Below are 22,771 nucleotides of genomic sequence, written 5' to 3' on the forward strand. Positions count from 1 at the left end.
CCCACATTTGATTTGTGGTGTGCCTGCTAGAACGGCACATCTCCAAGAATCGTCGCCCGATGCATCACCCGCCGCTGCGGCCGGTAATCATCCACCGCGTAATGCTGGGTCACGCGGTTATCCCAGAACGCCACGTCATTTTCCTGCCAACGCCAGCGAATGGTGAATTCCGGCCGTGTTGCATGGGCAAACAGCAGCTTCAACACCACGTCGCTTTCCGCCGGCTCCAGTTCGTTGATCTTGCTGGTGAACCCCTCGCTGACGAACAGCGACTTACGCCCGCTCACCGGGTGCGTACGAATCACCGGGTGAGACAGCGGCGGGTTCTTGCGCCGGGCTTCTTCCCAGCGCGCCAAATCTTCCGGCGTGTTGCCGTAACGCTCCAGCGGGAAGGAGCGGGTGAAGTCATGGGTTGCCGTCAAACCGTCCAACAGCTTCTTGAACGGCTCGGACAACGCCTCATACGCCGCAATCCCGCTGGCCCACAACGTATCGCCACCAAACTCCGGCAGCAGCTTGGCGCTCAGTACCGCACCGAGGGCCGGGGTGGGCAGGAAGGTCACGTCGGTGTGCCAGATGGCGTTGTCGCGCACGTCGGTCACGGCGGTGTCGAGGATCAGCACTTCTGGCTGCTCCGGCACGTTGGGGTAGATCGGGTGAATGTGCAGGTCGCCGAAATTCGCCGCGAACCGCGCCTGTTGCTGCGGGTTGATCGGCTGGTTGCGGAAGAACAGTACCGAATGCTTGAGCAGCGCCTGTTCGATGGCGTCGCGGTCTTCAATGTTCAGCGGTTGGGTGATGTCGACGCCACTGATCTGGGCGCCAAGGGCGGTGCTGAGAGGTGTTACGGTCAGGCTGCTCATGGGATTCTCGTCGAAAATTTTTCAGTGTGCCTGGCCATGCCACGGCACCAGTTTGCGCTGCAGGGCACGCAAGCCCATTTCCATGGCGAAGGCGATCAGCGCGATCACCAGAATCCCCAGCACCACCACGTCGGTGACCAGGAATTGCGCGGCGGACTGCACCATGAAGCCCAGACCGCTGGTGGCCGCGATCAATTCTGCGGCTACCAGGGTCGACCAACCCACGCCCAGGCCAATCCGCACGCCGGTGAGGATGTCGGGCAGGGCGCTCGGCAGGATCACATGGCGAATCAGTTGTGCCCGGGTAGCGCCCAACGACTGCGCAGCGCGCAGTTTGGCCGGGTCGACGGTACGTACGCCGGTGGCGGTCGCGATGGCAATCGGCGCAAAAATCGCCAGGTAGATCAGCAGTACTTTGGACAGCTCGCCGATGCCGCACCAGATCACGATCAGCGGCAGGTAGGCCAGTGGTGGAATCGGCCGGTAGAACTCGATCAGCGGGTCGAGAATGCCCCGGGCGATGCGGTTGGAGCCGATGGCAATCCCCACCGGCACGGCGGTCAGCACGGCAAAGCCGAGGCCCAGGCCGATGCGCTTGAGGCTCGCGCCCAGGTGCTGCCACAGGGTGGAATCCATGTAGCCGGTGGTCGCCAGCAGCCAGCCTTTTTGCAGCACGGCCGAAGGCGGTGGCAGGAACAGCGGCTCGATCAGCCCGCTGGCGGTCACGGCCCACCAGATGGCAACCAGGGTCACCAGGGTCAGCACGCTGATCCAGCGGGTGCTCAGGCTGCGGCGCACGGGCACGACGGGTTTGCTCGCCGGCTTGGTGGCCGTGGCCGGTAATTCGTAACTGCTCATGCGGACACCTGCCTTTGCGAGAACACCTTGCCCAGCACGTGTTCGCGGGTTTCGATAAAGCGCGGGTCGGACTTGATCGCGCGTGCCGACTCGCCGGCGGCGTAGCGCTGGCCGAAGTCCAGGCTCAGGCGCTCGACGATCTGGCCGGGGTTGGGCGCCAGCAGAATCAAATCCGTGGCGAGGAACACCGCTTCTTCGATGTCGTGGGTAATCAGGAATACCGGTTTGGCCGTGCGCCGCCAGACTTGCAGCAACAGCTCCTGCATCTGTTCGCGGGTGAAGGCATCGAGGGCGCCGAAGGGTTCGTCCATCAGCAGTACGCGGGGGGCGGCAGCCAATGCACGGGCCAGGCCGACACGTTGCTTCTGGCCACCGGAGAGTTGCCAGATACGACGGCTGTCGAAACCGGCGAGGTCCACCAGGGCGAGCATTTCCCGGGCGCGGATTTCCCGCTGGTCCTTGGGCACGCCTGCCAACTCCAGGCCGAAGCCGACGTTGGCCAGCACGTCCTGCCAGGGCAGCAGGGCGTCGTCCTGGAACACCACGCCGCGTTCGGCGCTCGGTCCTTTTACCGGCACACCGTCAAGGGTGATGCGCCCGGCGCTGGGTTCGACAAAGCCGGCAATCAGGTTCAACAGCGAAGTCTTGCCACTGCCGGAAGGGCCGAGGGCCACCAGCAATTGCTGGGGCCCAAGGCTCAGGGAAATATCTGCCAGTACTGGCTCCGGGCTGCCTGGGTACTGTGCGCTGATGCGCTCCAGTTGTAGCAAGGCCATCGCGGTTAACTCCTGGTATCAGTTAGTGATGAACTTCGGGCTGACGTACGGGGCGTAGTCCGGCAGTACGGCGTCGACCTTGCCTTGTTCCTTGAGGAACGCGGCGGTATCGGTGACAGCCTTGGTGGTCGGTGCGCCGAGCAGGGTGACCTGGTCAGCCGCCAGCGGGTAGACGTTGCCTTGCAGCAGCAGCGGAATGTCGCTGGCCTTGGCCCCGGAGAGCTTCACCAGTTTGTCGACGTTGCCTTTGTCAGCCAGCCAGGCTTGTGGGTCTTTGCGGTAAGCGGCATAGGCATCCAGGGTGACCTTGGCAAAAGCCGTGACGATTTCCGGGTGCTTCTCGGCGAAATCCTTACGCACGATCCAGGCATCGAAGGTCGGCGCGCCGAACTTGGCCAGTTCGCCGGAGGTGATCAGCACCTTGCCGTTTTCCTTGGCTACGCCAAGCGCTGGGTCCCACACGTAGGTGGCGTCGATATCACCACGTTTCCAGGCGGCGATGATGGCCGGCGGGGCGAGGTTGAGGATGGTCACTTTGGACGGGTCGATGTTCCAGTGCTTCAACGCGGCCAGCAGGCTGTAGTGGCCGGTGGAAACGAATGGCACGGCGACTTTCTTGCCGATCAGGTCCTGCGGGCCATTGATCCCGGAACCGTTGCGGGCCACCAGGGCCTCGGCCCCGCCGATCTGGGTGGCGATCAGGAAGGTTTCCACCGGAACCTTGCGGGTCACGGCAGCGGTCAGCGGGCTGGAACCGAGGTAGCCGATCTGCACGTCGCCGGAGGCGATGGCGGCGATGATGTCGGCACCGTTGTCGAATTTGCGCCAGTCGATCTTGGCGTTGGTGGCTTTTTCGTAAGCGCCGTCGGCCTGGGCGACTTTCGCCGGGTCAACGGTGGTCTGGTAAGCGATGGTCACGTCGGCGGCCTGGGCAAACAGGCTGGCACCGGCCAGGGACAACGCCGCCAAGAGGCGAAGGGGGAAGTGCAGTTTCAAGGGGGAAGTCCTCATCAGGCGGCCGGAGGTCGGCGTGTGAGAAGACTAAATGATCTAAGAATCCAAAAATAAATAACATTTTCGAATTAGCTTATGAGGAGAAACTCGCGCGCCAGGCTAGAAGGCGCATAGGTCAAATGTGGGAGCGGGCTTGCTCGCGAAAGCGGTGAATCAGTCACCGAATACATCGACTGATACAACGCTTTCGCGAGCAAGCCCGCTCCCACAGGGGTCTGTGTCAGGCTTTTAGTTGCTGATAGCGAGGATGCTCGCCTGGTACGACCCGACAAACACGTCAAAATCACCCACTTCGTTCTGCTCAAGCTCCGCCTGCTGCGCCAGCGAACTGCGCGCCAGCTCCTCAAAACGTGCCTGTTCCTCTGCCTTCAACGGCTCGCTGCGGAAGTACTCCGCATGCACCTGGCTCTGATGCAGCGAGAACTGCGCAAAGCTCTCTTTACGCTCGCTCATCGCCGCCAGCACCTGGGCCGACGGGGTCAGGGACGAATCCTTGACCTTCGCCAGCTGCGCGTCCAGCGCCTGGCTGTGTTCATTGATGCCCTGGCTCTGGTCCAGCATCGCCGCCAGCGGAGCAATCTGCTCCAGCAGCTCTGCCGCCCATTCCTTCATGTCCACCGATTCGCCACGGCGCTGCAATTGCAAGCCCGGACGGCGGCCTTCCTTGACCACGCTGAGGAAGTTGGAGGTGGCGTTGCCGCACTCATTGTCGGCGAACAGCGGGCTGTCATTCAGCGCGCAATACAGCAGGAACGCATCGAGGAAGCGCGACTCTTGCAAGTCGATGCCCATCGGCAGGAACGGGTTGATGTCCAGGCAGCGCACTTCAATGTACTGGATGCCACGGGCCATCAGCGCCTGGATCGGCCGTTCGCCGGTGTAGGTCACGCGCTTGGGCCGGATGTTGGAGTAGTACTCGTTTTCGATCTGCAGGATGTTGGTGTTGAGCTGAACCCACTCACCGTCCTTATGGGTACCGACTTCGACGTACGGTGCGTAGGGCGTTGCCACAGCTTCGCGCAGGCTGTCGGTGTAGCTCGCCAGGTCGTTGTAGCACGGCGTCAGGCCGGCCTGGGCGTTGCTCTGGTAACCCAGATCGCTCATGCGCAGGCTGGTGGCGTACGGCAGGTACAGGGTGTCGGCGTCCAGCACTTCGAGCTGGTGCGAACGACCGCGCAGGAAACCCGCGTCCAGGGCCGGCGAGGCGCCGAACAGGTACATCAGCAGCCAGCTGTAGCGGCGGAAGTTACGGATCAGCGCGATATAGGCCGTGGACTGGTAATCCCGGTCGGTGCCCACAAAGCCTTCGGCTTCCTTGAGCAACGGCCAGAGGTCTTCCGGCAGGGAAAAGTTGTAGTGGATCCCGGCGATGCACTGCATGGTCTTGCCGTACCGCAGGGCCAGGCCCTTGCGATACACGTACTTGAGCTGTCCGATGTTGGAGGTGCCGTAGTAGGCAATCGGAATATCTTCCTCGGCCGGCAACGGGCACGGCATCGATGGACTCCACAGGTACTCGCTGCCGAGCTTGCTGTAGGCAAAACGGTGGATCTTGTCGAGGCTGCTCAGGGTATCGGCCGGGTTGGGTAACGCCGGCGTGATGAACTCAAGCAGCGACTCGGAATAGTCGGTGGTGATCTGTTCGTGGGTCAGTGCAGCGCCCAGGGCCTCGGGATGCGGCGTTTGTGCCAGTCGGCCTTCACCGGTGACGCGCAGGCATTCGCGCTCGATGCCGTGCAGGCATTGCTCGAGCAAAGAGAGGTGTTCGTGCTTGCCGAGCAGGGCCAGGCGGCGGTTGAGAAGTTCGCTCAAGTTGGATTCCTTCACGCGTCAGTCGCCCCAATATGGGGGTGGTCAGGACGGTCTACAAGGGTGAAGTGGAAACTGGCGTTATCGCCTGGTTTTTGAGCCGGATTGACCCACTCTGAAAGAGCCGCCCTCGTCCCTGAATCTGGCTATCGCGCACGAGGAAAAGTTCGGCGCAACTTTCGAAGCGCCGAAATTAACTCAAATCGATGACAGGGAGCTATAGGACAGCGAAGGTGCCTTGTGCTTTTGCGACCAGTTTTTCGTCCTGGTACACGTCCGCCTCGACCACCAGCGTGCGCCGACCCGGGTGAATCACTCGAGCGGTGCACAGCACATCGCCGTCGGAAACGGCGCGGATGTAGTTGATCTTGCATTCGATGGTCGCGCTCTGCTGGTCGAAACCATGGGAGCTGGAACACGCCAGCCCCATGGCAATGTCCACCAGGCTGAAGATCGCCCCGCCATGGAGCTTGCCAGCGCGGTTGCGCAACTGCGGTTCCAGGGTCAAGGCCACCTCGGCAACACCGGTTTCCAGGCGCTGCAGGCGGCAGCCAATGAGTTCGCTGAACGCGCTGTGGGTCAAGCCGGCTGGCAGTTCCATTAACGTTTCTTCAGTTGTTTGGCGTTGGCGAACAGCGAAGCCATGGCGTTGTTGGCCGGGGCTGGCGCAGCGGTTTCCTTGCGGGGGGCGGCGCCTTGGGACTGGCGTGGCGCCGAGCCCGGGCGTGCGCCGCGGGCACCGTCGATTTTCTCGCCCGGGGTGTCGCTCATGCGCATCGACAGGCCGACGCGTTTGCGCGGGATGTCGACTTCCATGACCTTGACCTTGACCACATCACCGGCTTTCACCGCTTCACGCGGGTCCTTGATGAACTTCTCCGAAAGCGCAGAGATGTGCACCAAACCGTCCTGATGCACGCCGATATCCACAAACGCGCCGAAGTTGGTCACGTTGGTCACCACGCCTTCGAGGATCATCCCCAGTTGCAGGTCCTTGAGGTCTTCGACGCCTTCCTGGAATTCGGCGGTCTTGAACTCGGGACGCGGGTCGCGGCCAGGTTTTTCCAGCTCTTGCAGGATGTCGGTGATGGTCGGCACGCCGAAGGTTTCGTCGGTGTACTTCTTCGGGTCCAGGCGCTTGAGGAACGCGGCGTCGCCGATCAGCGAGCGGATGTCGCGGTCGGTTTCAGCGGCGATGCGTTGTACCAGCGGGTAGGCTTCCGGGTGGACAGCCGAGGAATCCAGCGGGTTGTCACCGTTCATGACGCGCAGGAAGCCGGCGGCTTGCTCGAAGGTTTTTTCGCCAAGGCGTGCGACTTTTTTCAGCGCTGCACGGGTCTTGAACGCACCGTTTTCGTCGCGGTGGGTCACGATGTTCTGCGCCAGGGTGGCGTTGAGGCCGGAGATGCGGGCCAGCAGCGCAACCGAAGCGGTGTTTACGTCCACGCCCACGGCGTTCACGCAGTCTTCAACCACGGCGTCCAGGCCGCGAGCCAGTTTCAGCTGCGACACGTCGTGCTGGTACTGGCCGACGCCGATGGATTTTGGATCGATCTTCACCAGCTCGGCCAGTGGGTCCTGCAGGCGGCGAGCGATGGACACGGCGCCACGGATCGACACGTCGAGGTCCGGGAATTCCTTGGAAGCCAGTTCAGACGCGGAGTACACCGAAGCGCCGGCCTCGGAGACCATCACCTTGGTCATCTGCATGCCTGGGTATTTTTTGATCAGCTCGGCGGCCAGCTTGTCGGTTTCACGGCTGGCGGTGCCGTTGCCGATGGCAATCAGGTCCACCGAGTGCTTGGCGCACAGGGCGGCCAGGATGGCGATGGTCTGGTCCCACTTGTTGTGCGGCACGTGGGGGTAAACCGTGGCGTGATCCAGCAGCTTGCCGGTGGCGTCGACCACGGCAACCTTGCAGCCGGTGCGCAGGCCCGGGTCGAGGCCCAGGGTTGCGCGTGGGCCGGCGGGTGCGGCCAGCAGCAGGTCGTGCAGGTTGTGGGCGAATACGCTGATGGCTTCGGTTTCGGCGCCGTCGCGCAACTCGCCCAGCAGGTCGGTTTCGAGGTGGGTGTAGAGCTTGACCTTCCAGGTCCAGCGCACGACTTCACTGAGCCACTTGTCCGCAGGACGATTCTGATTCTGGATGCCGAATTGTTGACCGATCATGCCTTCGCACGGGTGCATGGTGCCTGGCAGCTCGTCGCCGACTTTCAGCGCGGAGCTCAGGATGCCTTCGTTGCGGCCGCGGAAAATCGCCAGTGCACGGTGGGACGGCATGCTTTTCAGCGGCTCGTCGTGTTCGAAGTAATCGCGGAACTTGGCGCCTTCCTCCTCCTTGCCGGCGATTACGCGGGCACTGAGGGTGGCTTCCTGCTTCAGGTAGTTGCGCAGTTTTTCCAGCAGGTTGGCGTCTTCGGCGAAGCGCTCCATGAGGATGTACTTGGCGCCTTCGAGGGCGGCCTTGACGTCGGCCACGCCTTTTTCGGCATCGACAAAGCGTGCAGCTTCGGTTTCCGGGGCCAGGGACGGGTCATTGAACAGACCGTCGGCCAGCTCGCCGAGGCCGGCTTCCAGGGCGATCTGGCCCTTGGTGCGGCGCTTCTGCTTGTACGGCAGGTACAAGTCTTCGAGGCGGGTCTTGGTGTCGGCGAGCTTGATGTCGCGTTCCAGCTGCGGGGTCAGCTTGCCTTGCTCTTCGATGCTGGCGAGGATGCTGATACGCCGTTCGTCGAGTTCTCGCAGGTAGCGCAGGCGCTCTTCCAGATGCCGCAACTGGATATCATCGAGGCTGCCGGTGACTTCTTTACGGTAACGGGCGATGAAGGGCACTGTGGAGCCTTCATCCAGTAGAGCGACGGCCGCTTCGACCTGTTGTGGGCGTACGCCGAGTTCCTCGGCGATGCGGCTGTTGATGCTGTCCATAAAACCACCTGAAATTCTGAAAGCAGGCTCGCAGGCCCGGAAAACAAGGCTCGCGAGGCTGGTTGAGCGGCCCGTCTGGCGCCGCTGCCTGGGTCAAGAGGCAGCCTATTGACCCTCGAAATCGAAAAAATCACTACAAGCGGGTGAAAAAAATCCCCTGGCAGTAAACGGTAACGAACTGACGTTGCCCTGCACAAAGGCGCCGCATTATAACCAGCGTTCTGCCCTTGGGGGGATTGCCGCCAAGGTTGTAGGGCGCGGGTTCGCTGGCGGTAGAGGAAAAATCTGCTAACAATGCACACGGTGCGTATAACGGCAGCTACGCCATAATGCGCGCCGAGATAAGAGGAGCATCTAATGAGCAGCACTGCACAAACTGCTGAAGGCGAAAAAATTCTCATCGTTGATGACGATCCGGGGCTGAGCAGCCTGCTGGAGCGTTTCTTCAACTCCAAGGGCTACCGTGCCCGCGCGGTGCCAAACACCGAACAGATGGACCGCCTGTTGGGACGTGAAGTCTTCAACCTGGTGGTGCTGGACCTGATGCTGCCCGGCGAAGACGGCCTGACCGCCTGCAAACGCCTGCGCGGCGCCAACAATCAGATCCCGATCATCATGCTGACCGCCAAGGGCGATGAGCTGAGCCGCATCAAGGGCCTGGAACTGGGCGCCGACGATTACCTGGCCAAGCCGTTCAACCCGGACGAGCTGATGGCACGGGTCAAGGCCGTACTGCGTCGCCAGGCCGCCCCGGTACCGGGCGCTCCAGGCAGCGAAGACGAAAGCGTGACCTTCGGCGACTACGAGTTGTCGCTGGCCACCCGTGAGCTCAAGCGTGGCGATGAAGTGCACATGCTGACCACCGGCGAATTCGCCGTGCTCAAGGCACTGGTGATGAACGCTCGCCAGCCGCTGACCCGCGACAAGCTGATGAACCTGGCCCGTGGCCGTGAGTGGGACGCCCTCGAGCGCTCCATCGACGTACAGATCTCCCGTCTGCGCCGGATGATCGAGCCCGATCCATCCAAGCCGCGTTATATCCAGACGGTGTGGGGTGTGGGTTACGTGTTTGTGCCGGATGGCACTGCAACCAAGTGACCGATGATTTGCAGAGGCGGGCGTGCCGGTGATGACTCGATAAGAGTCAGCCGGTTGCCCGGCGTTTGCAATTCTGCGAGCTTGGCTCGCTCCTGCAAGGTGTCCAGCTGTCTTTTATGAAAACCCCGTTGTGGTTCCCGCAGAGTTTCTTCTCACGCACCCTTTGGCTGGTGCTCATCGTCGTACTGTTTTCCAAGGCCCTGACACTGGTTTATCTGTTGATGAACGAAGACGTGCTGGTGGACCGGCAGTACAGCCACGGTGTCGCGCTGACCTTGCGCGCCTACTGGGCCGCAGACCCCGAGAACCGCGAGAAGATCGCCAAGGCCGCTACCCTGGTCCGGGTCGCGGGCGCGGGCGTGCCCGAGGGCGAGCAACATTGGCCCTACAGCGAAATCTACCAGCGCCAGATGCAGGCCGAACTGGGTGAAGACACCGAGGTGCGGTTGCGCATGCATGTGTCGCCGGCGCTGTGGGTGCGAGCGCCGAGCCTGGGGGAGGACTGGCTGAAAGTGCCGCTGTATCCGCATCCACTGCGGGGGCAGAAGATCTGGAACGTGCTGGGCTGGTTCCTGGCGATTGGCTTGCTTTCCACCGCGTCTGCCTGGATTTTCGTGCGCCAGCTCAACCAGCCGCTCAAGCGCCTGGTGTTTGCGGCACGCCAGCTGGGCCAGGGCCGCAGTGTGCGCCTGCCCATCAGCGATACGCCGAGTGAAATGACCGAGGTGTACAGCGCGTTCAACCAGATGGCCGAGGATGTCGAACAGGCGGGGCGCGAGCGCGAGCTGATGCTGGCGGGGGTGTCCCATGACCTGCGCACGCCGCTGACGCGTCTGCGGCTTTCCCTGGAACTGATGGGTAACCACACCGACCTTACCGACGACATGGTTCGAGACATCGAGGACATGGACGCGATTCTCGACCAGTTCCTGGCGTTTATCCGCGATGGCCGGGACGAGGTGGTGGAAGAGGTCGACCTGACGGACCTGGTTCGCGAGGTGGTTGCGCCCTACAACCAGAACGGCGAGCAGGTGCGCATGCGCCTGGAACCGATCCAGCCGTTCGCGTTGCGTCGGGTTTCGATGAAGCGCCTGCTGAATAACCTGATTGGTAACGCGCTGCATCACGCTGGTTCCGATGTGGAAGTAGCAGCCTACGTTTCCGGGGATACCAGTGCGCCTTACGTGGTGCTGAGTGTCATGGACCGTGGGGCCGGCATCGATCCGGCGGAACTGGAAGGTATCTTCAACCCGTTCACCCGCGGCGACCGTGCCCGGGGTGGCAAAGGCACGGGCCTGGGGCTGGCGATCGTGCGGCGGATTGCTTCGATGCATGGCGGCAATGTCGAATTGCGCAACCGGCCGGATGGCGGCCTGGAAGCGCGAGTGCGCTTGCCGTTGGGGCTGATGTTGCCCAGGGACGCGGTCTAAATGTGGGAGCGGGCTTGCTCGCGAAGGCGGTGGGACAGTCCATAGAAATGTCGACTGATCCACCGCCTTCGCGAGCAAGCCCGCTCCCACACTGGTTTTGCGGTGCTTTATAGGTCGGGTGTATTCAGCCCTTGCCTTTGGTGCGCGTCATATTCGGCCCACCACTCTTCTCCAGATGCTGAATGATGATCCCCGCCACATCCTTGCCGGTGGTGGTCTCAATTCCTTCCAGGCCCGGTGACGAGTTCACCTCCATCACCAGCGGCCCGTGGTTGGAGCGCAATATATCCACACCCGCCACGCTCAACCCCATGACCTTGGCTGCCCGCAGTGCGGTCATGCGTTCTTCCGGGGTGATCTTGATCAGGCTGGCACTGCCGCCACGGTGCAGGTTGGACCGAAACTCACCCGGCTTGGCCTGGCGCTTCATCGCGGCAATCACCTTGTCGCCCACCACGAAGCAGCGGATATCCGCACCGCCGGCTTCCTTGATGTACTCCTGCACCATGATGTTCTGCTTGAGGCCCATGAACGCCTCGATCACCGACTCGGCCGCAGTCGCGGTTTCACACAGCACCACGCCGATGCCCTGGGTACCTTCCAGCACCTTGATCACCAGCGGCGCGCCGTTGACCATCTCGATCAGGTCGGGAATGTCATCCGGGGAGTGCGCAAAGCCGGTGACCGGCAAGCCAATGCCACGGCGCGACAGCAACTGCAGCGAGCGCAGCTTGTCCCGCGAACGGGCGATAGCCACCGACTCATTGAGGGGAGACACCCCCATCATTTCAAACTGGCGCAGTACCGCGCAGCCATAGAACGTCACGGAAGCACCGATACGCGGGATCACCGCATCGAAGCCTTCCAGCGGTTTGCCCCGGTAGTGGATCTGCGGCTTATGACTGGCAATGTTCATATAGGCGCGCAACGTATCGATCACCACCATCTCATGGCCACGTTCGGTGCCGGCCTCGACCAGGCGACGGGTGGAATACAGACGCGGGTTACGCGACAGCACAGCGATCTTCATGCAGCACCTGTGGCAGAGGTAGTAGAGACCGGGAACACCGGCTTGTCTTGAACGTATTTGACGCCGGGACTGACCACCAGTTGGCCGTCAATCAGGGCCTTGGAGCCCAGCAACAGGCGGTAACGCATGGCCTTGCGGCAGGCGAGGGTGAATTCCACCCGCCATACCCGATCGCCCAGGGCCAGGGTGGTGCTGATCACATACCGCACCTGGGCCTGGCCGTTGGAGCTTTTAATGGTTTTCATCGCCACCAGCGGTGCTTCGCAGCGCCGGTGACGCAGTTGCACCACGCTGCCCAGGTGCGCGGTGAAGCGCACCCACTTTGCACCGTCGCGCTCAAATGGCTCGATCTCGGTGGCATGCAGGCTTGAGGTACTGGCGCCGGTGTCGATCTTGGCGCGCAGGCCTGCCACTCCCAAGTCGGGAAGTGCCACCCACTCACGCAGACCCACAACGGTCAAATGGTCAAATGTCTTCAATATGAATAACCGGCAATTAATTCGCCCAGGCGGCGGGTGATACCTCGGCCAGGGCTTTGAATGCAGGCTTGGCGAACCAGTAGCCCTGCATCAGAAATATTCCACAGTCGGCGAGAAAGTCCCGCTCGCCGGCGCTTTCGATGCCCTCGGCGATGACAGTAACGCCCAACTGCTCACAGATTGTGACAATCCCCCGGACGATCACCTGACGGACACGATCACGGTCGACATCGCGGATCAGCGCCATGTCGAGTTTGATCAGGTCAGGTTGGAAATCGGCCAGCAGATTCAGCCCCGAATAGCCCGCCCCGAAATCGTCGATGGCGGTCTTGAAGCCGAATTCGCGGTATTCACGCAGAATATTCGTCAAATGGCGATAGTTATCTACATGCTCGCTTTCCAGGGTCTCGAAAATCAGCCGATCCAACGGAAAATTATGCGCCCGGGCCGCCTCCAGGGTGCTGCGGATGCACAGTTCTGGTCGATAGACCGCATTGGGCATGAAGTTGATTGAAAGGTGCGTCTGCATGTTGAGTGTCGAAGCGGTGGCGATCGCGCGGGTGCGGCATTGCTGGTCGAAACGGTAGCGATTGCTGTCGTTGACCTGATCCAGCACCGACATCGCGCCCTCACCATTCACGCCGCGCACCAAGGCTTCATGGGCAAAGATCGACTGGTTACGCAGGTCCACGATAGGCTGATACGCAAAGGCGAACTCAAAGCCCAGCGGCTCACTTTGCTGGCAGCCCGCACAGGCTTGTTTGGGCGAGGTCAGTGAAATGGGAAAGTCGGTCACACGTTAACCTCGCGAAAACAGGATGCTACCTGGCGTATCTTAGGTGAGCTCAAGGGTTTATGCGTTGAAGGGTTTCAACGGTAAAGTTGCGACATTTTTCAGAGCGAGGAATTCAAGTGGCTCAGAAGCAGGAAGAGGAAGAAAAAGTCCGTTTGGACAAGTGGTTGTGGGCGGCGCGTTTCTTCAAGACCCGTGCCTTGGCCAAGGCGGCGATCGAGAGTGGCAAGGTGCATTGGCGCGGCGAGCGTTGCAAGCCCGGCAAGGAGCCACGCATCGGCGATGAGTTTCAGATCCGTGCCGGGTTTGATGAGCGAACCGTCGTAGTCCAGGCCCTTTCAATTGTGCGAAGGGGCGCTCCCGAGGCGCAGGCGTTGTATACCGAGACCGAAGCCAGCATCGCCAAGCGCGAAAACGCGGCGGCCATGCGCAAGGCAGGGTCCCTGGGCATGACCACCGACGGCAAGCCAAGCAAGAAACAGCGGCGCGACCTGTTCAAGTTTCGCGGCAGTGGCAATGATGATTAATCGGCAGACCGCAGGAGCCAGGTCGGCTCCTGCTATTTCAACTCAAACGCTGCGAATCACGCTCAAGCGATTAACCAGCGGTACTCGCCGAAACAATTCAAACACCGGGCCCGTCACTCGCACCAGCCCCCGCGAAACCTTCGCTGCAAAGGGCGTGTAGTAACCCCAGCCCAACGCCAACAGCGCCAGCAACACCCTACCGATATAATCGTCCTGCCCCCAATGCGCACCGGCCACCAGCCGCGGCATCATGAACAGCAGCGCCAAGCCCCAGATCACCAGCACCTGCCCGATCCGCTTGGCAAACACGGTCATGAACATGCCCCAGATCAGCAATACCGATGCATGATCCCCCGGGAAGCTCTGGCTGGAGCGGTCCTTCAACTCCCATGTCTTCTCCAGGCCCGGGAAATAGTCGCTCATCTGAATCGCGCCGCTGATCACCATCGACGGGCTATGGTGTTGCCAGCCCATCTGCGCCGCCAGCTTGGAAAACAGCATGCGGATAAACAGCAACAGCAGCAGAATGCCCAGGAAGCCGAAAAACGCCTGGCGCACTTCAATCGCCTTGAACACCCAGTCGCCACGGATCAACAGCGTCAGCAGAATCACCCCGACCACCGCGTCAAACGGCCGCAAACTGGCCACCGCCCACACATGCAGCCACGCGGAGCTGCTTGCCAGCGGGTCATTGAGCAGATGAAACAGCCACTCGTCGAAAACCGTGCAGAGCGCCTGGCCCGCCGGCCAGAGCCAAAAACACAGCAGCCCCACAGCGAGTAAATTACACAGGGCCAATCGCCCGAGGTCCCACCTGGCTTGGAACAAACCCGGATTGTTCATAAACTGTTTCCTCTTTGCTTTGAAGCGCTTCGTTTTCCCACAGAAGGCCGCACCAAAACGGTGCTAAAGCGTGTAATTCTATAAACCTTGTCATCTTTTTGTCATCAATTCAGATACCCAGACCTATGACTGATCTACCGGATACCGACTTCACCCAACGCTTCATCTTCGACGACAGCGACGCCCGCGGCGAACTGGTCGCCCTGGAGCGCAGCTATGCCGAAGTCCTCGCCAAGCACCCCTATCCGGAGCCGGTCGCGCAATTGCTCGGCGAGCTGATGGCGGCTGCCTCGCTGCTGGTGGGCACCCTGAAGTTCGATGGCTTGCTGATCCTGCAGGCCCGTTCCGAAGGCCCGATCCCGCTGCTGATGATCGAATGCTCCAGCGAGCGCGAAATCCGTGGGCTGGCCCGCTACGACGCGGACCGCATCGCCGCCGATGCGACCCTGGCTGACCTGATGCCTGACGGCGTGCTGGCCCTGACCGTCGACCCGACGGTAGGCCAGCGTTACCAGGGCATCGTCGACCTCGACGGTGAAACCCTGTCCGACTGCTTCACCAATTATTTCGTGATGTCCCAGCAAGTGGGCACCCGCTTCTGGCTCAACGCCGACGGCAAGCGCGCTCGTGGCCTGCTGCTGCAACAACTGCCGGCCGACCGCATCAAGGACGAAGAAGACCGCGCCGACAGCTGGGCCCACATCACCGCCCTGGCCGGCACCCTGAAAGCCGAAGAGTTGCTGGGCCTGGATAACGAAACCATCCTGCACCGCCTCTACCACGAAGAGGCCGTGCGCCTGTTCGACGTGCAGTCCCTGCGCTTCCACTGCAGCTGCTCCCGCGAGCGCTCGGCCACGGCCCTGGTCAGCCTGGGCCTGGAAGATGCGCAGGACCTGGTGGTGGAACACGGTGGCAACATCGAGATCGACTGCCAGTTCTGCAACCAGCGCTACCTGTTCGACGCTGCCGATATTGCTCAATTATTCGCCGGCGCGGGCGTAGATACCCCTTCAGGCACCCGCCACTAAAACGTTTAAGCACAGGTAAATCACCTGACAAACGCCGGATTTCCGCCGTTCTGACCGGAGGGCCCTACTCTTTTTGGGCTTTTCTGGCATAATCCGGCCCACTTTTTTCGCGGTAGTAGTGCGCAACTTTCTACTACAAAACGTTTGGAGCACTCGGCCACTGGCCGACGGGGAACCTCATGACGCAAGCCAATAACGCCGTATACACCGATCTGAGTGTTGACGATCTGGTCAAAGAAGCCCTGCAGCGCGGTGAAGGCGTGCTTGCCGATACCGGTGCGCTGGTCGTAGAAACCGGTCACCGTACCGGCCGTTCGCCAGTCGACCGCTTCATCGTTGAAGAGCCTTCCACCCAGGCTGCCATTGCCTGGGGCCCGATCAACCGCAAGTTCCCGGCCGACAAGTTCGATGCCCTGTGGGCTCGCGTCGAGGCATTCAACAACGCGCAAGAGCATTTCGTTTCCCACGTTCACGTAGGGGCTGCAGAAGACCACTACCTGGCCGTGAAAATGACCACCCAGACTGCCTGGCAGAACCTGTTCGGTCGTTGCCTGTTCATCAACCCGGCCCAGTACAACCCGGCCGGTCGTGAAGAGTGGCAAGTGCTCAACGTGGCCAACTTCGAATGCGTGCCAGAGCGTGACGGCACCAACTCCGACGGTTGCGTGATCCTCAACTTCGCCCAGAAAAAAGTCCTGATCGCCGGCATGCGTTACGCCGGTGAGATGAAAAAAGCCATGTTCTCGGTGCAGAACTTCCTGCTGCCGGCCTCCGACGTGCTGCCGATGCACTGCGCAGCCAACATCGGCGAAGCCGGCGACGTGACCCTGTTCTTCGGTCTGTCGGGCACCGGTAAAACCACCCTGTCCGCCGACGAAAGCCGCTACCTGATCGGCGACGACGAACACGGCTGGGGCGAAGGTGTGGTGTTCAACATCGAAGGCGGTTGCTATGCCAAGTGCATCGACCTGTCCGAGAAGAACGAGCCGGTGATCTGGAAAGCCATCAAGCACGGTACCGTGCTCGAAAACGTGGTGATCGACGATGCCAAGCACGCCGACTACACCAACGTCAGCCTGACCCAGAACAGCCGCGCCGCCTACCCGCTGGAGCACGTGGCCAAGCGTTCCGAGAAAAACCTCGGTGGCGAGCCAAACGCTGTGATCTTCCTGACCTGCGACCTGACCGGCGTACTGCCGCCCGTGTCGATCCTCAGCGAAGAACAAGCGGCCTACCACTTCCTGTCCGGCTACACCGCTCTGGTGGGCTCGACCGAAATGGGTTCGGGCGGCGGCATCAAGTCGACCTTCTCCACCTGCTTCGGCGCGCCATTCTTCCCACGCCCGGCTGGTGAATACGCAGAACTGCTGATCAAGCGCGTGCGCGGCTTCGGCTCCAAGGTCTACCTGGTCAACACCGGCTGGACCGGCGGCGGCTACGGCGTTGGCAAGCGCTTCAACATCCCGACCACCCGTGGCGTGATTGCAGCGATCCAGAGCGGTGCGTTGATTGGTGCCGAGACCGAGCACCTGGACACCATCAACCTGGACGTGCCATTGGCTGTACCGGGCGTCGAGACTGGCCTGTTGAACCCACGTAACACTTGGGCTGACAAGGCTGCCTACGATGAAGCGGCGAAAGCGCTGGCGGGTCTGTTCATCGAGAACTTCAAGAAGTTTGAAGTGAGCGATGCGATCAAGGCTGCGGGTCCGAAGTTGTAAGATTCGGCCGTTGTGAAAAAGCCGCCCCTAGTGGGCGGCTTTTTTGTGGGCGAAGGATCAGTCGACGAGGTGCAGAACCACGGCTCCCACTAACACCAGCACCACACCGGTCACTTGCACCGCTGACAGCCGCTCCTTGAAAAACACAAACCCCAGAATCGCGGCGATCCCACCGGACAGGGTGCTGATCACCGTCACCACGGAAACCGACCCCGCCATTGCGCCCCACGAGAACGCCGAGAACCCACCCAGGTTCATCAGGCTCGCGCTGGTCAGCGTTGCGCAGTTTTTCAGCGGTGGGATTTTCAGGCCGTCTTTGATCTTAAGCACCATCAACACCAGGACGCACAGGCCAACCAAATACCCAAGCCAAAGCATCGTGACCGGGCCAAGCGTCGGCAGGGTGTAGCGGCCCTGCACCCAAAAGCTTGTGCCGTAGAGCAACGCTGCGAGCATCGCGTAGGCGATTGAGCGGCTGGAACTGTTGTGAGGGACGCCATTGTCCTTGTGAATGCTGGACAGGATCACGCCAATTACGCAGAGAGCGATGCAGCCGAGTTGGATCAGGCTGATGTGTTCGCCGCTGGCCCATGACAGCAAAGTAGTCACGACACCGTAGGACGTCACCAGCGGCGCGACAATGGCCGCTTTGCCCAGCGAGAAGGCCTTGGACAGCGCAAGGGCGCCGGAGACGGTCAGCAGGGCTGCTGCGGCTCCCAGGAGCCACACACTCAAAGGCGCCGCGAGGGATTTGACGAGGAAGGCCGGGAATATGACCAGCAGCAGGGTCATGATCAGGAAGCCCAGCGCCTGGCCGAAGTACACCGCGCGTTTGACGCCGACAGCTCGGGCGTTGAGGCCCACGAGGAAGTCCGTGCCGCCCCAGAGCAGGGCGGCCAGCAGGCCCATTAATACGTCCATGTAAGGTCCTTGTTATTTTTTGAAGGCTGCGGTGTATCAAATTAAGGTTTTTTGTTCGCCCGGTTTTCCAGGGCTTGCGTGTCCCAGCGTTGGGTCTTGATAGCCAGGTAAAGCATGCCGATGGTCAGCGGGAGCTTGTCGCCGCGACCTTTGGCTCTGTGCTTCAGGAAGACATCGAAGACGGGAGGTTGGAAATAACGATAAGCGTCGTAGTCGTTCAAGTCGACAGCGAAGTCTTGCTCCAGAGCTTCCATCAATTGATTGGCTTCGGTGACGTCGCAGCCCAGTTCGAGGTTGATGGCGGTTTCAAGGCGCAACGTCTTATGTTCGGGCAGGCCAATTTCTTCATGCAGCAGTTGCAGGAGCTGCTGCATCGCGATGTCTTCGGGGAAGTTGGGGGCCAGGTTCATGGTGGTTACGCGAGAGTGGGTGGAGGCGACCGACTTTATCGATGGCACCGCGATCCTTCAAACGAAACTGGTCAAATGTGGGAGGCGGGCTTGCCCGCGATGGCGGTGTTTCAGTGGTAAAGGTGTTGTCTGACACTCCGCTATCGCAGGCAAGCCAGCTCCCACATTTGATCGTTCCCACGCTCCGCGTGGGAATGCATCCCGTGACGCTCCGCGTCACCAGTGTTCATGGCTTGGGTCGTGCGCGGATGACGGGACGCGGAGCGTCCCTGGCGGCATTCCCACGCGGAGCGTAGGGAACGATCGGGGCTAGCGCGGGGTGCTGATACACCGCTCGAAAATCGCCTCCAACCCCCGATAATCACACGCCACCGCATCAATGTTCGCCGGTATCCACGCTGCGTTCTTCACCAGCCACCAGTTCACTGAAAACCCGGCATTCACGATGATCTGCTCGAACAGAATCCGCTGCGCCCGGCCATTCCCTTCGCGAAACGGGTGGATCACGTTGAGGTCGCCATAGGCCTCGGCAATTTGCGTCACCAACTCTGCCTGCGTCACCCCGACAAACCAGTTCGCCTGCGCCATGTGCTGGATGATCTTGCTCGCCTCAGGCGGGATACGCTCCGGTGTGCAGAACAGCGTGTCGCCTTTCTGGATGTTGACCGTACGCAGTTCCCCGGCCCATTCGTAAATGTCTGCGAACAGGGTGCGGTGGATGTGTTGCAGGCGTTCCAGGTCGTAGGGCGGGGGATACAGCGGAAGGCTGCCGACAGCGATTTCAGACAGTTCCCGCTCGGCCTGGTGCAGGCGTTCTTCGTCGAACAAATCGAGGCGGTTGCGCAGGACGCTGCTACCGGGGTAGCAGTACGGGTCCTGGCCCACGCCATATTTGTCGAGCATCAGCGTGGGGTGTTGCGGTACTTGGCGAGGACGGCTTCGCGGGTCGGCAGGGGTTTGTCGACGTCGGCGGGCTGGGTGTCGAACCCTTCCAGGCGCAGGCTGGCGAGGTAGTTGGAACGACGGATCTTGTCGTAGTGATCCTGCTTTTGCTCAAACGTCAGTTCGGCCATGACAGCGTCCTCTCGGTGCGAAGGTTGATTGTAGCGCAATGAGTTTCGAGATGCGTCCCGCGTAAGGTTGGAACGATTCTTACGGGTGCCTACTCCACTTCCCAGGCTGTGTATCATCCAGACTCTTTTTTCCTTGCGACCTTTCTCGATTCGCTGAATGCGCTGGTCTATGTTTTGGGCTCGTTCAGCGGTCAATGGAGTGACAGCTTATGCACAACACCCTCCAACAGGTCTTTGGTTATCCACAGTTTCGTTTGGGCCAGGAGGCGGTGGTCAGTGCCGTGCTGGCCGGCCGTTCGGCGGCGGCGATTTTCCCCACCGGTTCCGGCAAGTCCCTGTGTTATCAACTTTCCGCCGTGTTGCTGCCGCACCTGACGCTGGTGGTGTCGCCGTTGCTGGCGCTGATGCAGGACCAGTTGGGTTTCCTGCAGCGCCACGGTATCTCGGCGGGCAGCATCGACTCGGCCCAGAGCCGCGATGATGCCAATGACGTCATGGCCCGGGCGCGTTCGGGCGAGCTGAAGATCCTGATGGTTTCCGTGGAGCGCTTGAAGAACGAGCGCTTTCGCAACTTCCTGCAAAGCGTGCCGATCTCGCTGCTGGTGGTGGATGAGGCTCACTGCATTTCCGAATGGGGCCATAACTTTCGCCCGGACTACCTGAAGCTGCCGGATTACCAACGCCAGTTCCGCATCCCCCAGGCGCTGCTGCTGACCGCCACGGCGACGCCCAAGGTGATCGCCGACATGCAGGCCAAGTTCGCCATTGCACCTGACGATGTGATCACCACCGGCTTCTACCGCTCCAACCTCAACCTGCTGGTTGAGCCCGTCAGTGGCCAGGACAAGCGACGACGGCTGGTGACGTGGATGCAGGAGCGAGCCAATCAGCCAAGCATCATCTACGTCACGCTGCAAAAAACCGCGGAGCAGATTGCCGAGCATTTGAATCGCAATGGAATCCAGGCCGAGGCTTATCACGCGGGCCTGGCTCACGATAAGCGGGAGGCCATTCAGAAGCGATTCATGGGCGGGCAGTCCAACTGCATCGTCGCCACCATTGCCTTCGGCATGGGCATCGACAAAAGCGATATCCGCAACGTGGTGCACTTCGACCTGCCCAAATCCATCGAGAACTACAGCCAGGAAATCGGCCGCGCCGGGCGTGACGGGCAGCCGTCTGAGTGTCTGGTTCTGGCCAACCGCGACAGCCTGAATATCCTGGAAAACTTTGTGTACGGCGATACGCCGGAACAGGAAGGTATTCGCCGAGTCCTGGAGGAAATACAGGCGGTCCGTGCCGATGGACAGTGGGAGTTTATGCTCCGCTCACTGTCGGACCACAGCAACATCCGTGAACTACCGCTGAAGACCTTGCTCGTGCAGCTTGAACTCAAGGGTGTGATCGCGCCACGCTACGCGTTTTATGCCGAATACCGCTTCAAGTATTTGATTGAACCAGAGGCATTGCTGGCGCGTTTTACCGGCGAGCGGCAGCAGTTTGTCGCAGCGATTATCCAGGTCTGCAAACGGGCGAAAACCTGGGCGACGGTGGACTTCGACGCGCTGTATCAACAGCACCAGGCCGAGCGCAACCGGGTGGTGAAGGCCCTGGATTACTTTCAGGAACAAGGCCTGATCGAGATGGAAAGCCGGCAGATGACCGAGGTTTACGCCCTGCTGTATACCGACTTCGATCCACAGGCGCTGAGCACGGAGTTATACACAGGCTTCAAGCAGCATGAGGTGACGGAGGTGGCGCGAATTCACGCCATGCTGGATCTGTTCGCGACACAGGAGTGCCTGGGTTACCGCCTGGCGCACTATTTCGGCGATGAAAACGCGCCCCGGCAGTGCGGGCACTGCTCGGTGTGCCACGGTAACGTCGCCCACTTGCCGGCGCCGCCGAGCTTGCCGCCGCTTGTGGATAAAAACTTTCTCGCGCTGTGCGGTGAATTTATCCACAGCCACCATGAATACAGCGGCGACTTGCCGAGCGCGGAGCGGCTGACACGGTTTTTATGCGGTCTCAGCGTGCCGTTGTTTACCAAGCTGAAGGCACGAGGGATTCCAGGTTTCGCGGTACTGGAGGAGTATCCCTATGCAGAGGTTCGTGAATGGGCGGAGGCAGGGTTGGAGGCACTCTGATTTCCGGTCTGGAAGGTCGCGCTTTCCCTTCCAGTGGCAGACGCCGCCGACAGCCGGACCGTGCCCGCAGGTGAGAAGGTTTGACGCTTCACTTCTTCTGCAAAGGAATTGCCCATGGCTTTTGGTTTTTCTCGTGGTGTTGTCCCCGGCGTCTTGCTGTTCGCCGGGTTGCTGGTCGCACAAGGCACGCTGGCCTCGGTCATCCCGTTGAGCGTGAATGACTGTCGGCAGATGCAGCTTCGCAACACTATCACCGCCGCCAATCCATTGCCCTGCGCACGCCTGGCGCGGGTGACGTTCAGCTATGTGGACTTTGGCGGAGTGCTGCATAACAACGGGCAGCTCGTGGTGCTGGATGCCATCGCACCCCATGTGGAGGAGATCTTCAGGCAGTTGCTGCAACGTCGGTTCCCGGTGCATCAGGCGGTCAGGCTGGAAACCTATCGAGGCAACGACAAGGTCTCGATGGCCCGCAACAATACCAGTGGTTTTAATGGGCGCCAGGTCAGTGGCGCTTCGGGGTGGTCGCTGCACGCCTATGGCGCCGCAATTGACCTTAACCCTCTGCAAAACCCATTCGTTTTGTTCGGGCGTAACCCGCGAGGTGAATTCACCGGCCAGGCCACTGTTGAGCCCAGGGCAAGTACCGCGACTGCCGTTAACCGCCTGGATGCCCGCCCCGGCAAGCCGGCGCGCCCTGGCCGGGCAGAAGAGGTGATTGACCTGTTCGCCGAACACGGCTTTTTGACCTGGGGTGGTTATTGGGATTTTCCGCTGGATTACCAACACTTCCAGATCGGCCGGCGTTCGTTCGTGGAGTATCTGGCGCGGGTCACGCCGCAGCAGGCCAGCGCTGCAGTCGAGACCTATATCACCGCCTATCGCCAGTGCCTGCAGCAATCGGCCGAGACGGATCAAGCGCTCAAGCGTATGGCGTGCGTCCAGCAAACGATTGAGCAAAGCCCAACCTAGGCTTGCGGGTAGTGCTTGAACCCAGTATCAAGAGAGCCTCCTCCTGCCCGGGTT

General features: G+C 61.0%; 22 protein-coding genes. 7 read left to right on the top strand and 15 right to left on the bottom strand.

Going from position 1 to position 22,771, the window contains the following annotated elements; translation table 11 throughout:
- Positions 1-26: 26 nt before the first annotated feature.
- From tauD to HYE77_RS21115, 7 genes are all read right to left on the bottom strand, one after another.
- Positions 27-863, bottom strand: a complete 837-nt coding sequence (gene tauD / locus HYE77_RS21085; RefSeq protein WP_003213162.1) for a taurine dioxygenase — start codon at positions 861-863, stop codon at positions 27-29.
- 21 nt (positions 864-884) lie between these two features.
- Positions 885-1,721 (bottom strand): taurine ABC transporter permease TauC, encoded by an 837-nt coding sequence (tauC, locus tag HYE77_RS21090; RefSeq protein WP_003213163.1) that lies wholly within the window; start codon positions 1,719-1,721, stop codon positions 885-887.
- On the bottom strand, positions 1,718-2,497 hold the full coding sequence (gene tauB, locus HYE77_RS21095) for a taurine ABC transporter ATP-binding subunit (RefSeq protein ID WP_177069274.1): 780 nt from the start codon (positions 2,495-2,497) through the stop codon (positions 1,718-1,720). Before tauB ends, tauC begins: the two co-directional genes overlap by 4 nt.
- Positions 2,498-2,515: 18 nt before the next feature.
- Positions 2,516-3,493: a taurine ABC transporter substrate-binding protein gene (gene tauA, locus HYE77_RS21100; protein ID WP_177021890.1), complete on the bottom strand. Its 978-nt coding sequence runs from the start codon at positions 3,491-3,493 to the stop codon at positions 2,516-2,518.
- A gap of 246 nt (positions 3,494-3,739) precedes the next feature.
- A complete protein-coding gene (gene gshA / locus HYE77_RS21105; protein ID WP_008435798.1) occupies positions 3,740-5,323 on the bottom strand; it encodes a glutamate--cysteine ligase in 1,584 nt (527 codons plus the stop codon).
- Between the two features lie 214 nt (positions 5,324-5,537).
- Positions 5,538-5,921 carry a PaaI family thioesterase gene (locus HYE77_RS21110; RefSeq protein WP_003213170.1) on the bottom strand — a complete coding sequence of 128 codons (384 nt, stop codon included), beginning with the start codon at positions 5,919-5,921 and terminating at the stop codon, positions 5,538-5,540.
- On the bottom strand, positions 5,921-8,245 hold the full coding sequence (locus HYE77_RS21115) for a Tex family protein (protein WP_102367889.1): 2,325 nt from the start codon (positions 8,243-8,245) through the stop codon (positions 5,921-5,923). The genes HYE77_RS21110 and HYE77_RS21115 overlap by 1 nt, the downstream gene beginning before the upstream one ends.
- 357 nt (positions 8,246-8,602) lie before the next feature.
- Here HYE77_RS21115 and ompR point away from each other — a divergent pair, with 357 nt between their 5' ends.
- Positions 8,603-9,343 (top strand): two-component system response regulator OmpR, encoded by a 741-nt coding sequence (gene ompR / locus HYE77_RS21120; RefSeq protein ID WP_003213175.1) that lies wholly within the window; start codon positions 8,603-8,605, stop codon positions 9,341-9,343.
- 116 nt (positions 9,344-9,459) lie between these two features.
- The gene (locus HYE77_RS21125; protein WP_003213176.1) at positions 9,460-10,773 is read left to right on the top strand and encodes an ATP-binding protein; all 1,314 of its coding nucleotides are present in this window, start codon (positions 9,460-9,462) and stop codon (positions 10,771-10,773) included.
- Between the two features lie 124 nt (positions 10,774-10,897).
- On the opposite strand, the gene rimK is transcribed toward HYE77_RS21125, so the two are convergent.
- From rimK to HYE77_RS21140, 3 genes are read right to left on the bottom strand one after another with little or no spacing between them, the layout of a single operon-like run.
- Entirely contained in the window at positions 10,898-11,803 is a 906-nt protein-coding gene (gene rimK, locus HYE77_RS21130; protein ID WP_003213178.1) for a 30S ribosomal protein S6--L-glutamate ligase, read from the bottom strand.
- Positions 11,800-12,264 (bottom strand): ATP-dependent zinc protease, encoded by a 465-nt coding sequence (locus HYE77_RS21135; protein ID WP_371132397.1) that lies wholly within the window; start codon positions 12,262-12,264, stop codon positions 11,800-11,802. Before HYE77_RS21135 ends, rimK begins: the two co-directional genes overlap by 4 nt.
- 34 nt (positions 12,265-12,298) lie before the next feature.
- Positions 12,299-13,078: an EAL domain-containing protein gene (locus tag HYE77_RS21140; RefSeq protein ID WP_134325546.1), complete on the bottom strand. Its 780-nt coding sequence runs from the start codon at positions 13,076-13,078 to the stop codon at positions 12,299-12,301.
- 116 nt (positions 13,079-13,194) lie between these two features.
- Here HYE77_RS21140 and HYE77_RS21145 point away from each other — a divergent pair, with 116 nt between their 5' ends.
- Positions 13,195-13,602, top strand: coding sequence for an RNA-binding S4 domain-containing protein (locus tag HYE77_RS21145; RefSeq protein WP_003213184.1), 408 nt, complete (start codon positions 13,195-13,197; stop codon positions 13,600-13,602).
- Between the two features lie 42 nt (positions 13,603-13,644).
- Here the strand turns inward: HYE77_RS21145 and HYE77_RS21150 are convergent, their stop codons facing one another.
- Entirely contained in the window at positions 13,645-14,445 is an 801-nt protein-coding gene (locus HYE77_RS21150) for a phosphatase PAP2 family protein (protein ID WP_177069275.1), read from the bottom strand.
- A gap of 125 nt (positions 14,446-14,570) precedes the next feature.
- On the opposite strand from HYE77_RS21150, the gene hslO reads away from it, so the two are divergent.
- On the top strand, positions 14,571-15,473 hold the full coding sequence (hslO, locus tag HYE77_RS21155; RefSeq protein ID WP_102367891.1) for an Hsp33 family molecular chaperone HslO: 903 nt from the start codon (positions 14,571-14,573) through the stop codon (positions 15,471-15,473).
- Positions 15,474-15,652: 179 nt separating this feature from the next.
- Positions 15,653-17,194: a phosphoenolpyruvate carboxykinase gene (locus HYE77_RS21160; RefSeq protein WP_003213191.1), complete on the top strand. Its 1,542-nt coding sequence runs from the start codon at positions 15,653-15,655 to the stop codon at positions 17,192-17,194.
- A 57-nt stretch (positions 17,195-17,251) separates the two neighbouring features.
- Here HYE77_RS21160 and HYE77_RS21165 read toward each other — a convergent pair whose 3' ends face one another.
- The 4 genes from HYE77_RS21165 to HYE77_RS21180 form a co-directional block, all read right to left on the bottom strand.
- Positions 17,252-18,103: a DMT family transporter gene (locus HYE77_RS21165; protein WP_087692724.1), complete on the bottom strand. Its 852-nt coding sequence runs from the start codon at positions 18,101-18,103 to the stop codon at positions 17,252-17,254.
- Positions 18,104-18,156: 53 nt separating this feature from the next.
- Positions 18,157-18,525: a DUF1493 family protein gene (locus HYE77_RS21170; protein ID WP_177069276.1), complete on the bottom strand. Its 369-nt coding sequence runs from the start codon at positions 18,523-18,525 to the stop codon at positions 18,157-18,159.
- 309 nt (positions 18,526-18,834) lie between these two features.
- On the bottom strand, positions 18,835-19,428 hold the full coding sequence (locus HYE77_RS21175) for a putative adenosine monophosphate-protein transferase Fic (RefSeq protein WP_003213199.1): 594 nt from the start codon (positions 19,426-19,428) through the stop codon (positions 18,835-18,837).
- The gene (locus tag HYE77_RS21180; protein WP_003213201.1) at positions 19,428-19,598 is read right to left on the bottom strand and encodes a YhfG family protein; all 171 of its coding nucleotides are present in this window, start codon (positions 19,596-19,598) and stop codon (positions 19,428-19,430) included. Before HYE77_RS21180 ends, HYE77_RS21175 begins: the two co-directional genes overlap by 1 nt.
- Before the next feature lie 209 nt (positions 19,599-19,807).
- Between HYE77_RS21180 and HYE77_RS21185 the strand changes: the two genes are divergently transcribed.
- Together HYE77_RS21185 and HYE77_RS21190 are read left to right on the top strand one after the other, a co-directional pair.
- Positions 19,808-21,745 (top strand): ATP-dependent DNA helicase RecQ, encoded by a 1,938-nt coding sequence (locus tag HYE77_RS21185; protein ID WP_177069277.1) that lies wholly within the window; start codon positions 19,808-19,810, stop codon positions 21,743-21,745.
- 114 nt (positions 21,746-21,859) lie between these two features.
- Positions 21,860-22,717, top strand: coding sequence for a M15 family metallopeptidase (locus HYE77_RS21190; RefSeq protein ID WP_134325551.1), 858 nt, complete (start codon positions 21,860-21,862; stop codon positions 22,715-22,717).
- Positions 22,718-22,771 lie beyond the last annotated feature (54 nt).

The sequence above is a fragment of the Pseudomonas sp. IPO3774 genome (genome assembly GCF_013386835.1).
Lineage (GTDB): Bacteria > Pseudomonadota > Gammaproteobacteria > Pseudomonadales > Pseudomonadaceae > Aquipseudomonas.

Bases quoted from the DNA above. Each gene is read 5' to 3' on its own strand.
- tauD (WP_003213162.1), bottom strand. From the start codon at position 863: ATGAGCAGCCTGACCGTAACACCTCTCAGCACCGCCCTTGGCGCCCAG.
- tauC (WP_003213163.1), bottom strand. From the start codon at position 1,721: ATGAGCAGTTACGAATTACCGGCCACGGCCACCAAGCCGGCGAGCAAA.
- tauB (WP_177069274.1), bottom strand. From the start codon at position 2,497: ATGGCCTTGCTACAACTGGAGCGCATCAGCGCACAGTACCCAGGCAGC.
- HYE77_RS21110 (WP_003213170.1), bottom strand. From the start codon at position 5,921: ATGGAACTGCCAGCCGGCTTGACCCACAGCGCGTTCAGCGAACTCATT.
- HYE77_RS21115 (WP_102367889.1), bottom strand. From the start codon at position 8,245: ATGGACAGCATCAACAGCCGCATCGCCGAGGAACTCGGCGTACGCCCA.
- ompR (WP_003213175.1), top strand. From the start codon at position 8,603: ATGAGCAGCACTGCACAAACTGCTGAAGGCGAAAAAATTCTCATCGTT.
- HYE77_RS21125 (WP_003213176.1), top strand. From the start codon at position 9,460: ATGAAAACCCCGTTGTGGTTCCCGCAGAGTTTCTTCTCACGCACCCTT.
- rimK (WP_003213178.1), bottom strand. From the start codon at position 11,803: ATGAAGATCGCTGTGCTGTCGCGTAACCCGCGTCTGTATTCCACCCGT.
- HYE77_RS21150 (WP_177069275.1), bottom strand. From the start codon at position 14,445: ATGAACAATCCGGGTTTGTTCCAAGCCAGGTGGGACCTCGGGCGATTG.
- hslO (WP_102367891.1), top strand. From the start codon at position 14,571: ATGACTGATCTACCGGATACCGACTTCACCCAACGCTTCATCTTCGAC.
- HYE77_RS21160 (WP_003213191.1), top strand. From the start codon at position 15,653: ATGACGCAAGCCAATAACGCCGTATACACCGATCTGAGTGTTGACGAT.
- HYE77_RS21165 (WP_087692724.1), bottom strand. From the start codon at position 18,103: ATGGGCCTGCTGGCCGCCCTGCTCTGGGGCGGCACGGACTTCCTCGTG.
- HYE77_RS21170 (WP_177069276.1), bottom strand. From the start codon at position 18,525: ATGAACCTGGCCCCCAACTTCCCCGAAGACATCGCGATGCAGCAGCTC.
- HYE77_RS21175 (WP_003213199.1), bottom strand. From the start codon at position 19,428: ATGCTCGACAAATATGGCGTGGGCCAGGACCCGTACTGCTACCCCGGT.
- HYE77_RS21180 (WP_003213201.1), bottom strand. From the start codon at position 19,598: ATGGCCGAACTGACGTTTGAGCAAAAGCAGGATCACTACGACAAGATC.
- HYE77_RS21185 (WP_177069277.1), top strand. From the start codon at position 19,808: ATGCACAACACCCTCCAACAGGTCTTTGGTTATCCACAGTTTCGTTTG.
- HYE77_RS21190 (WP_134325551.1), top strand. From the start codon at position 21,860: ATGGCTTTTGGTTTTTCTCGTGGTGTTGTCCCCGGCGTCTTGCTGTTC.